Annotated in this window: 1 pseudogene; it reads right to left on the bottom strand. The window is 56.1% G+C overall.

Annotated elements, in window-relative coordinates:
* Window positions 1-133: 133 nt before the first annotated feature.
* Window positions 134-253, bottom strand: a pseudogene (locus FSO04_RS46130) (IS30 family transposase); the annotation flags it as partial.

The following is a 253-nucleotide window of genomic DNA, read 5'->3' as shown; positions in this document are numbered from 1 at the left end:
AATAGGCTCGAGAAGTGCGAATGTCCGGATTGGCCGAACCGCTGCCCCCGGCGAGCTGGCTTGGATGACCGGACCACTCAGTTAACCGCCGTTGAACCCCAGACAGCGCGACCGGCAGTTGTGGGTCTTGGATTCAACCGGTCGACGCAATACATTGATAAAACCGTTCGGCCGGTGTCTGGAAGTTTAGTGTTTTTCTTGGTCGCTCGTTGAGTCGCCTGGCGACCGCATTAAGTTTCGACTGCGAATACGT

Origin of the sequence: Paraburkholderia madseniana, assembly GCF_009690905.1 — a bacterium.
Classification (GTDB): Bacteria; Pseudomonadota; Gammaproteobacteria; order Burkholderiales; family Burkholderiaceae; genus Paraburkholderia; species Paraburkholderia madseniana.
Note: the sequence above shows the minus strand (reverse complement) of the source record. Positions and strands in the feature narration are given on the sequence as shown.